The organism is Haloferax profundi (assembly GCF_001469865.1).
Taxonomy (GTDB): domain Archaea; phylum Halobacteriota; class Halobacteria; order Halobacteriales; family Haloferacaceae; genus Haloferax; species Haloferax profundi.
The window spans coordinates 1-9,778 of record NZ_LOPV01000501.1; the positions used below are offsets into that span (position 1 = coordinate 1).

The following is a 9,778-nucleotide window of genomic DNA, read 5'->3' on the forward strand; positions in this document are numbered from 1 at the left end:
CCACGTCTCAAACCGTTTATCAATCGGACACTCGAACCACGATTCATGGACACCGAACGCCTCGCCCCGACGGTCGGACTCGTCGGTGCGATTCTCCTCGCTATCGCCGTCGCGGTGCCGGCCGTCGCCGTCGAACCCGGTGCCGGTGAGATGGCTACGTACTACGCGTCAGGACCATTCGGTATCTCCATCGTCGGGATGCTCGCACTCCTCGTCGTAGTCGTCTTCCTCTCCGGGAGACAACAGCGGACAGACCCCGCAGTGGCCGCCGGTCTCGCGTTCGTCATGTCGGTCGCGATGCTTGGCCTCTCGGTCATCTGGGCGTTCGCAATCGACCCGAACGTGCTGTTCAGTTTCCCCGAGCAGTACGCGTGGCTGAGTTACCACCGCTGGACGGTCATGGGTGCTGCCGCCGTCACGTTCGTCGGCGCAGCAGCGTACGCGCGGAACGTCGTGTAGGCCGGACGCACCTCCCAATGCGCTCGATACGCACGTCGGAACACCCCGACGGTGTCTCGCGGTTTCTCGCTTCGCGAGTCGAAAGGCCCTTAACAGTCGGTGGATTATGGGTGAGTGGACTAGGTCGGGCAGTTAGGCCCTGCTCTCTACCCGCGAAATAGGTCTTTAGCGGGGACCAAAAACGGGCGCGTCCGGTCAGACCGGCGCGGGCCTCGGAAGCCAACGTAGAAACCTCGTCCCTCGGGGACAGCGGTTCCGTGTACCCCTTCCGCAGGGAAGGGTTGGCACGGTTCATCGGTGGTACCCCGCCAGGCGCGGGAGCGAGCAGCGGACCATCGGACGTGCGTCGCTCGAGGGATCGCGGGGTGGAGGAGGCAACCGAGATTCCCCTCGTCGGAACGCCGGGCAACCTCGCTGTCCACCCATTCATACCTCATTTACGCTGTGAGCGAAGGCTCTCGCAGTTCGTTCTCTACTGTCAGAGACTCTGTTCACCGTCGATGTCGTCACCGCTCGACAGACGCTTCGAGAGAGTTGTCACTCCGGGCGTGCGTGAGAATAGCGGTGGGGTCTGCCCCCAGAATACCCGATTAGTTCTCTTTCTCGGCTTCCGTCTCGACGGACTCCGTCTCTTCTTCCTCGTCTTTCGTCGCTGCTTCCGCTTCGTCTTCGCCTTCGCCTTCGGCGCCCTTCTTGAGTTCCTCTTCGATCTCCTGGCGTCCGCGTCGGAACTCACCCATCGCTTGCCCGGACGAACGTGCGAGTTGCGGCAGTTTGTTCGCGCCGAACAGGAGGACGACGATGAGCAGGACGATGAGCAGTTCTGGGCCACCCGGCAGACCGGGGAACAGTGGAATCGAGTTGAGCATTACGTTCGCTTACGTCCGGGGGGAAGATAAGAGAGACGGTCCGTGTCTGACAGGTGAAATAAAGTACAAAGTAACAGACAACGGTGAGACGACGAAGCTTCACTCGGCGTTCGGCACGCTCAGCGCCCGGTCATCACGTTCGTGCTTCCACACTCCGGACACTGAGTCATCGTTCCGAGTGAGGCTTCGACTCGGTCCCACTCGTCACCACCCGAGACGGCCGAAAATCCACAGCGCAGACACCGAGAGGTCGGTCGGGATGAACTGGTTGCCATGGTACTGTATCTCTCACGATTCCTCATAGTCGTTACTCTGGTCGGTGGCCGTTCGCTACCCGGTCACTCAGACGACGCTACCGTGGTCCGGTTCGTCTCTCCACGAAAATCCGGGCTCTGCGGACTTCGCGAACGGGGCCGTTCAGAGAACGTGCCTGCTGAGTGGTCTTCGGCGGTGGTCCTACCCCCGAATCAGTTCCGCAGCCTTCTCGCCGATTGCAATCGACGGCGCATTGGTGTTGCCACTCGTGATTTTCGGCATGATAGAGGCGTCTGCGACGCGCAGACCTTCGACACCTCGGACCCGAAGTTGTGGGTCGACGACGGCCATCTCGTCGGTTCCCATCTTGCACGTCCCCGTGGGGTGGTAGATGGTGTGGGCCGTCTCCCGGACGTGTTCTTCGATTTCCGCGTCGGTCTGGACGTCTTCGCCCGGCCAGCGTTCGTCGCCCCGAATGTCCGCGAAGGCATCAGCCTGTGCGATTTCGCGGGCACGCTTGATTCCTTCTCTGAGGACTGCGAGGTCCGGTTCTGCGGTGAGATACTGTGGGTCGATGACCGGCGGGTCGGTCGGGTCGGACGAAGCGAGTTCGACGAACCCGACGCTTTCTGGTCGGACCTGTGTCGACCCAATCGAGTAACCCAGGCCTTCCGGATTCGAAAACCCGTGGTTCATGTAGTACACCGGGCAGTAGTGGAACTGGAGGTCCGGGGCAGGTTCGTCGTCGTCGACGTAGAGGTACCCACCCGCCTCGCCGATATTCGACGTCGGGGCCGGCGGTTGGTCGTCAGTCCGGTCGTAGACGACGAAGGTAAACAGGTGGTCCTGGAGGTTCTGGCCGACACCGGGAACGTCGACGACGACGTCGATACCATGTTCTTCGAGGTGGTTCGCGGGACCAATCCCAGAGAGCATCAGTAGTTGCGGGGAGTTGTACGCCCCGCCGGAGACGACGATTTCTTCGGTCGCATCCGCAGTGTGCTCGTCTCCGTCTTGGGTGTAGTCGACGCCAACGGCGCGCGTGCCATCGAAGCGAATCTTCGTCACGAGCGCCTTCGTTTCGACAGTGAGGTTTTCGCGTCCGAGGATCGGTTTGATGTACGCTGCTGCGCTACTGAAGCGCTCGCCGTCTCGCTGCGTGACGTGGTACAACCCGGCTCCGACCTGCGTCTCGCCGTTGAAATCGGGATTGTGTTCGAGTCCACACTCCTGTGCCGCTTCGATGAACGTCTCGGAACTCGGGTGGGGGTCCACCAGGTCGGCGACGTTTAGCAACCCCTCTGTCCCGTGAAATTCGTCTTGTCCGGTTCCTTCGAACTGCTCGGCCCGTTTGAACACCTCGAGCATCTCGTCGAACGACCATCCCTCGTTGCCCAGCGCTGCCCAGTTGTCGTAGTCCCACGGATTCCCCCGGTTGTATATCTGGGCGTTCATCGAACTCGTCCCGCCGAGGGTCTTACCTCTCGGGTGGTAGAGTCTGCGGTCGTCCAACTCGGCCTGCGGTTCCGTGTAGTACTCCCAATCGGCCTCGGACTTGAACAGCGTCGGGAACATTACCGGAGTGTATATCGATTCTCGGTGGTCTTCGTCGGGGGCACCCGCTTCGAGCAGGAGGACCTCGACGTCTGTATCTTCAGACAGCCGATTTGCGACCGCACAACCTGCTGACCCCGCACCCACCACGATGTAGTCGTATTCTGACATTTGTAGCCGGTTACTGTACCACTGGCAGGCACATAAATTGTACACGTACGATAATTATATAGTGGCATTCGTGCGTTTCGGCCACTGACTTCCCGGATCGACGACTGCGACGGAACCGTAACACTCGGCAGGCGGGAGTGTGCTAGCGGAGATTCTCACGAGTGACGTGAGTAGGGCGTCGACGAGACTCCACCTCGTGGGAGATACGGACTCTCCCCACGACGCTTCCTGAGTCGATTTCTCTGGGTTGCATTCACGACGCACAGAACGAGAGACTCGACTCTCTCGGAGTGTTAGTTCGTCGGAGAAGTGCACCGGCTGGGAATCGAACCCAGATAATTGGCTTGGAAGGCCAATGTCTTACCATTAGACCACCGGTGCGCTCGTTCACACCGTTCACTCGCGCACCGGGCCTCGGCCGAACGAAGTGCGGCCGAGACACCGGTGCTCGCGTCGTCGGTGTCTACTACCTCGTTCTCGACGCCACAATAAGGATGTTACCTTTTCGGTCAGGCGGTGCTGTTGTCCGATTTTCCGGCGCCTTCGGGCGTCTCAGAGTCGTCTTCGACCGTTTTCGAGACCTCACCCTCGAACTCGAACTCGAGTTCCGCCTCGGCGTCGTCGTGGGTGACTTTCACCGACAGGTCAGTCGTGAGCGGAACCGCCACGTCGAGCGTTCCGTCGGCATCAGTCGTTCCCACGACTTCGTCGTTGACTGTGACCGTGGCGTTCTCGACGGCGCTCCCATTCTGTGTCACCACGAGCGTCGCGTTCTCGCCGGGCGTCACGTTGCCATCGACGCTGACGCTCAGTTCGGTTTCAGCCTCTGCTTCGGCTTCGGCCTCGGTTTCCTGTTCTGCTTCTTCTGCTTCTTCTTCTTCTTCTTCTTCTGCATTCTCGTCTTCGGCCTCGTCGTCAGGTTTCTCGTCCGGTTCGTCGACGTTCTCGATGGGAACGTTCGTTCCAGACTCGCTGATGACCGGTTTGAGGATGTACTTTCCGCTCTTTCCGGCTTTGAATGCGGTGATGTCGAAGACGAAGTCCACGTCTTCGTCGCTCGCCACGGTGAACTCAGAGGTGATGTGGAGTTTGTTGCTCGGGAGCTTGATGTTCACCTGTTCACCGGTTTCGAGCGTCCCGTTCACCTCGCTCACCTCGACGTACACCGCGTTGTAGTCGCCTTTCGGCAGGTCGTACGAATCGACGAGCGTCGCGTTCTCGCCTTTCAGTTCCGTCAGGTCGACGGTGACGTTGTCGACTTCGTAGGTCACTTTTCCGCTGGATTCGGCCTCGTCTTCGCTCTCGACTTCAGCGTCTGCATCTCCCTCGCTTTCCGTCTCGTTTTCGGCCGCCGCGTCGACAGTCGCGGTGGCGTTGATTGCAGTCGTGTTGTTCGAGACGTTCACCGAAGCGTTGGCTTCGACAGACTCGTCCTCGGTGGATTCGTCCTTGGACGCGTCGTCGTCTTCGGACTCGGCCTCCGCATTCTCACCACCTTCCGCACGCACGAACGTCACCTGCTCGATGGTGACGTTGAGATGTTCGAAGTCGCCGATGGCGTTCTCTTCGTCACTCACGTAGAAGTTCACCGTGCCCGTCTCGCCGGCGTCTGCACTGCCGGACGACGTCGTCTCACTCGCACCGTTCGACTGCGGGGACTCAGTCAGCGTTCCTGCGCCGCCAGCACACCCGGCCAAGACGACCAGGAGTGCAACCAAGACAGTCGCGATTCCAGTACGTTTCATCGTGCCAGACCATACTGTCTGGGAGAACTTGAGGTAGGTGTTTACTGACCCCCAATTTACCCCGATTTTCGCCGAATTTCGGGGTTAGTCGTCCGCGTGCGACTCGTTGAATTGCTTGGCTTTGTCGAGGAGTGCGGGCGAGATACCGGGGACTTCCTCGGGGGCGACTGCGCCGTCGGCGCGAATCTCCTCGAGACCCTTCGGGAACTCACGGAGGTCCATGTGGATGGCGATGCCCGCCTTCGCACCCTTCCCCATGGCGACGGGAATCTGGTTGTGGCCGGGGGTGACGTCGCCGACTGCGAAGACACCCTCGACGTTGGTTCGGCCGTGGTCGTCTACCGGGACGGTGCCGTCGTCGTCGACGTCGACGCCGAGGTGGTCGAAGAGCGTCGTGTTGTACTCCGACCCGTACATCGCGAAGCCACCTTTGTACTCGCGGACCGTTCCGTCTTCGAACTCGAAGCTCTCTAACCACCCGTCGTCGCGTTTGTTCATCCCCGAAATCTCGGCCTCGACGATGTCCACGGGATGGGCGCGGACGAGTTCGTCCGTCTCGTCGGACCACTCGGGTTCCTCACCGCGAAGGAGGATATCGACTTCGTCGGTGAAGTTGAGCATAATCATCGCGACGTAGGCCGCAGACGTAGAGTGGCCCATGACGTAGACAGACTCGTCGACGAACATGTAGGCGTCACAGTGGAGACAGTAGTGGAGACCCTTCCCGGTGCGCGGAAGCGGTGGGTCGGGGCGTTTGTCGTTGAACCCGACGCCGAGGACGACACGGTCGGCGATGAACTCACCGTCGTTCGCGACGAGGCGGAACCGGCCGTCGTCGAGTTGCTCGGCCTCGGTCACGAAGTCGCGGAAGATGTCGGTGCCGTAGTCTTCGAGTTGCTGACGCGCCGTCGCGAGGAACTCGTTGCCCGACTGGTCTTCGGTGATGCCGATGACGTTGTGGGTGTCGAGCATCATCGCGGCACGGCCACCGCCGCGGTCCACGAGTGCGGTGTCGTGCCCCAGTCGCGTCGTGTAGAGTGCGGTCTGCAACCCTGCCGGGCCGCCGCCTACGACGACCACCTCGTACTCCTGTCGTTCGTCGGTCTTCGTCATATACGTCGATACGTCCGACCGGCCTTAAGCCCACATCACCTGTGCGAGGATAGTATCCAGCCGCGAAATGTCACGCTGTGTCACACTCTCGCCGCAGAACGTCCCTCTGCGTCACACTCTTGCCACCGAACGTCCCACTGTGTCACACGCCGCTGACGATGGCGTAGCAGTTCCCACTCGAAATCTCCGATTCGACGACTGTGAGCGAACTTTCCGCGAGGTCGGCGTCGAACTCGTCGGGCGAGTAGATGTGGTAGAACCGCGGAACTGTCTCGCCGCCGGGGAGCGTCCAATCGACCGTCGTGTCGAACCCCTCTTCTCTGTCGAAGGTGTCGTGTGCCGTACTCCACGCACTGACGACGGCGCGACCATCAGACGTGAGGACGCGAGCGAGTTCGTCGAGGCTCGCGACGCGCGACGCACGAGGAGTGAGGTGGTGGAGCGTCGCCACGTAGACGGCCACGTCGAACGCGTCGTCGACGAACGGCAATCGAGAGGCGTCGCCCTGTACGAGTCCAGCGTCGAACCCTCGGTCTGTCGCTCTGGTCGTCGCCTCGTCCAGGAGGCCACGACTCACGTCCAATCCGACGACGTCGTCGGCGTGTTCCGAGAGGAGTTCGACGTGTCGGCCGTTGCCGCACCCAAGGTCGAGAGCGCGCGTGGCGGGTCCGTCGGCCGTCGCGTCCGTGACGAACGATTCGACTTCCGGCCACGGATACTCACGTGTGGACGCGAAGTGTGACGCGATGCGGTCGTAGGTTTCGCGGACCGCCGTTCGAGGTTCGTCCATGTCGGCCCGAGGCGGTGCCGCGACAAAGACTCCACGGGTCGCGTCGGCCGCGACACGGGTCGTTACAACCCGTCACCCACCCCCGACGCCAGCAGGTTGCCTCTCAGATGAACGAGAACAGGGCGTAGGTGATGAGCAGGAGGACGCCGGCGTGTTTGATGCCGTCGGCGACTTCGCCCTCTCCCAGTTGGCCTGCGATGAGGCCGGAGCAGACGCCCTGTATCACAGAGAGGTGGTAGAACAGCACCGAGTAGGCCTGCGTGTCCACGTCGCGCAGGCCAGAGAACGTCCCGGAGGTGACGCCTGCGACGCCGCCGGACCCGACTGCCGCTTGGGACGTCGCCTGTTCGACCGCCGGGATGAACGAGACGGTCAGGGCGACGACGATGCCGAGGAACACGAAGAAAGAGATGTAGATGACGATGAGGTACGTCAGCATCTCCTGAGTGCGTTCTCGGGCCAGTCGGCGACTGTCCTGTGCCTCGTTCGCCGCGATTCTGAGAACGGGCGCGATGTCGCCACTCGCACTCATCGCGTTAGTGATGAGCGTGACAGACCGCGAGACCATCGGACTCGTCGTCCGGCGGTCCATGCGGCGGAGCGCCGTCTGTGCGTCGGCACCCCAGTCGATGTCGCGGCAGGTTCGCTCGACTTCCTCACCGAGTGGGCCGAGGTCGGACGAGGACACGCGTCGAAGGCTCTGCACGATAGTGAGGCCCGCTTCGTTGACGCTTGCGAGTCTGTCCAAGAAGTCGGGCATACCCTGTTCGATGGCCCGAACTCGGCGCTTCCGCGCCTCGTAGACGAAGGCGATGGCGAACAGCGAGACGATACCTGCCTCGACGACGTGTTGGTCGACGGCGGCGACCACCTCGAATATCATCTTGGTGGTCTCCGACGTCTCCGGGAGCGCGACAGTCGGAATCGGTGGTGGCGACGACAGGAGTCGTTCGAGTGAGATGTCGGGTGGCGACGACTTGAGGGCGACCCAGAGAACTCCGAGCGGAATCGTGACGACGAGTGTCGCAAACGGATTCCGACCGAGTTGGTCGAGGGGTCGGTCGATCCACCGGCGAAGCCAGGTGAGTCGGTCGTACGCGGCGAGTCGTTCGCGATTCGCCTGCCACCGGTCTGCGACTTCCCCACCGTCCGTCGCAGGCCGAGTGCCAGACTCCGTTCGCCCTTCGATTGCCCGAATCGAGTCTCCCGCCGTCTGTACGTCGTCGTCGACGACGATACTCCCCCGAAGCGAGCGTGTGATGCTGTCGATGTAGACGACGAAGCCGAAACTGGCCAGTGGGATAGCGACGTACCCGAGCAGGCGGATGACGAACAGCGTGTCCGCGAGGACGAGGCCGATGACGACGAGGACGGTGATGAAGAACAACGGCCCCGCGACGAGCACGGTGACGTACACCTCGGCGAGCGTCGAGAGCAGTTCGAGGTACTGTTGCTGTTGGGCTTCTTGTTCCTCCTGAAATCGCTCGTACTGTTCGCGCAGGAACGACGAGAGGTTTCGACCGCTTCCGAGGACGCTCGCGAGGTTCGCCGCGAACTCTTCGAGGTTCGGACTCGGCGTCCGCGTCGCCATCGACTTCAGCGCGGTGAGGACGTCCGTCCCGAACGCGTCCATGTCGCGGACGGCGACACCCACTTCTCGGGCCGCCTCACCGTAGACTGCCTCGTTGCGAGCGAGTGTCTGGAGCACCTTCGGGAACGGCATCCCGGACCGTGAGAGGGCGAAGGTAAACGCCACTGTCCGCGGGAGCGTCGCCTCGATTTCCGCCGCGCGTGTGTCCGCACGCTCGACGAGGTAGTACCAGCGAACCCAGTAGACGCCGACGGCGAGCACCGTCCCGATGGTCGCACTCGAAAACAGGAGGATGACGAACAACTGTCCGAGTGAGAGGGCTTCGATGCCCGCGAGGCCACCGAGGAACTGGAGTGCAGCGGGGAGCGTCGATTGAACTGTCTCGGACGAGACGGCGAGCGTTTCGAGGAGTGCGGCGGCGACGTAGACGCCGAAGATACTCCCCGCAACACCGAAGACGCCAGCCATGAGTAAGGTCCGAGAGGCGTACACGCGGTGGGTGACACCGACGTGTGCCGCGCGGAGTCGTTGGCGTTGCGCTCTGCGCCGAGGGTTCTCGTTGGCGACGTAGAAGCCGAAAACTGGGAGTGCGACCTGCGAGACCACCAGGTCGGCGCGCTTGCTCACCGGCGACAGCACCACGGGAAGCGTGATGGCGATGGCGACGAGGAGAGGGAGATAGTGCAGGCCGAACTCCATGTCAGAGCCTCGTTCCTGCGTCGACGATGTTCTCGTCAGCCTCGACGCGGGCCATCACGTCGTCGGCGTCGGCGTAGTACTCGTTGATGAGTGCGGTGAAGCGGCGGTAGTCGGAGACGCCCTTGTCGAGGAGGTACCGGAGGAACTGTTCGCGTTGTCGGAGTTCGCGGCGGAGTTCGGTCCGCGACCACCCGTTTTCGCGTTGAATCTGGTCGAGCAACGAACTGTCGCTCTGGTTGAACGTGTCGTCTTCGGGGTCCCACGAGAACGCGGCGGAGTAGTCGAGTTCGCCGGTTCGTTGGTCGATGTCGCCAATCTCGCCAATCGTCTGTGACCGACGGACGCGTTCGCCGTCGTGGCGCGTGAGTGTCTGCACACACAGCAAGTCGAGCGACTGGACCATGGCGCGCGGGACGTTGATGGGTTCGTTCTCCAGTCGGTTGATGACCGTCTCGATGCTGTCGGCGTGCATCGTCGAGAACGTCGTGTGGCCCGTGTTCATCGCCTGGAAGAGCGTCACCGCTTCCTCGCC

The 9,778-nt window shown here is 61.9% G+C and carries 9 protein-coding genes, 1 tRNA gene and 1 other RNA gene; 2 read left to right on the forward strand and 9 right to left on the reverse strand.

Annotated features, from left to right (window positions below):
* The first annotated feature begins 45 nt into the window (after positions 1-45).
* Together AUR66_RS15985 and ffs are read left to right on the forward strand one after the other, a co-directional pair.
* Positions 46-459: a DUF7548 family protein gene (locus tag AUR66_RS15985; protein WP_058573241.1), complete on the forward strand. Its 414-nt coding sequence runs from the start codon at positions 46-48 to the stop codon at positions 457-459.
* Positions 460-571: 112 nt separating this feature from the next.
* Positions 572-883: signal recognition particle sRNA (gene ffs / locus AUR66_RS20785), an RNA gene on the forward strand.
* A gap of 166 nt (positions 884-1,049) precedes the next feature.
* Here ffs and AUR66_RS15990 read toward each other — a convergent pair.
* The 9 genes from AUR66_RS15990 to AUR66_RS16025 all read right to left on the reverse strand — a co-directional run.
* A complete protein-coding gene (locus tag AUR66_RS15990) occupies positions 1,050-1,328 on the reverse strand; it encodes a Sec-independent protein translocase subunit TatA/TatB (protein WP_058573236.1) in 279 nt (92 codons plus the stop codon).
* A 119-nt stretch (positions 1,329-1,447) separates the two neighbouring features.
* Positions 1,448-1,603 (reverse strand): hypothetical protein, encoded by a 156-nt coding sequence (locus AUR66_RS22225; RefSeq protein ID WP_197409826.1) that lies wholly within the window; start codon positions 1,601-1,603, stop codon positions 1,448-1,450.
* 181 nt (positions 1,604-1,784) lie between these two features.
* Positions 1,785-3,308 (reverse strand): GMC family oxidoreductase, encoded by a 1,524-nt coding sequence (locus tag AUR66_RS15995; protein ID WP_058573237.1) that lies wholly within the window; start codon positions 3,306-3,308, stop codon positions 1,785-1,787.
* A gap of 310 nt (positions 3,309-3,618) precedes the next feature.
* Positions 3,619-3,689: transfer RNA gene (locus AUR66_RS16000), tRNA-Gly, on the reverse strand.
* Between the two features lie 128 nt (positions 3,690-3,817).
* Positions 3,818-5,053: a DUF4382 domain-containing protein gene (locus AUR66_RS16005; protein WP_231727932.1), complete on the reverse strand. Its 1,236-nt coding sequence runs from the start codon at positions 5,051-5,053 to the stop codon at positions 3,818-3,820.
* A gap of 84 nt (positions 5,054-5,137) precedes the next feature.
* Positions 5,138-6,166: an NAD(P)/FAD-dependent oxidoreductase gene (locus AUR66_RS16010; protein ID WP_058573238.1), complete on the reverse strand. Its 1,029-nt coding sequence runs from the start codon at positions 6,164-6,166 to the stop codon at positions 5,138-5,140.
* A gap of 142 nt (positions 6,167-6,308) precedes the next feature.
* Positions 6,309-6,956: a class I SAM-dependent methyltransferase gene (locus tag AUR66_RS16015; RefSeq protein WP_058573239.1), complete on the reverse strand. Its 648-nt coding sequence runs from the start codon at positions 6,954-6,956 to the stop codon at positions 6,309-6,311.
* A gap of 103 nt (positions 6,957-7,059) precedes the next feature.
* Positions 7,060-9,246 (reverse strand): type II secretion system F family protein, encoded by a 2,187-nt coding sequence (locus AUR66_RS16020; RefSeq protein ID WP_058573240.1) that lies wholly within the window; start codon positions 9,244-9,246, stop codon positions 7,060-7,062.
* Position 9,247: 1 nt separating this feature from the next.
* On the reverse strand, positions 9,248-9,778 hold a 531-nt coding region (locus tag AUR66_RS16025), incomplete at its 5' end, for an ATPase, T2SS/T4P/T4SS family (protein WP_197409827.1).